The organism is Aliivibrio sp. 1S128, assembly GCF_001691065.1.
Taxonomy (GTDB): Bacteria; Pseudomonadota; Gammaproteobacteria; order Enterobacterales; family Vibrionaceae; genus Aliivibrio.
Map to the genome: position 1 here is coordinate 1 of NZ_MAJV01000024.1, position 328 is coordinate 328.

General features: G+C 54.6%; 1 protein-coding gene. It reads left to right on the forward strand.

The genetic code is table 11. The annotated features are described in order from the left end of the window. Nucleotides 1-328: Ig-like domain-containing protein (locus A6E03_RS04400; RefSeq protein WP_141677221.1), on the forward strand; the 328-nt coding region annotated here is incomplete at both ends.

Consider the following 328-nt stretch of genomic DNA (forward strand, 5'->3'; position numbering starts at 1 on the left):
GACACCGAGTTCGAAGTGAGCGTGGCGTCAACGGACGCGGCAGGAAATGCAATCGAAAGCACTGCAACATCAACCCATACGGTTGATCTTGAAGCGACAGAAGGCACCGTAACGGTGGCCGATATCACGGCAGATGACGTGATTAATGCGGCAGAAAGTGGACAAACTATTGCGGTCACCGGTACGGCGACAGGTGGCGACATCAGTGAAAACGATGTGGTGACCATGACCATCAATGGCACCGATTACCAAACCACGGTTGATGAAAATGGCAACTGGAGTGTGGATGTGGCGGGCGCTGATCTGGCGGCCGACACCGAGTTCGAAG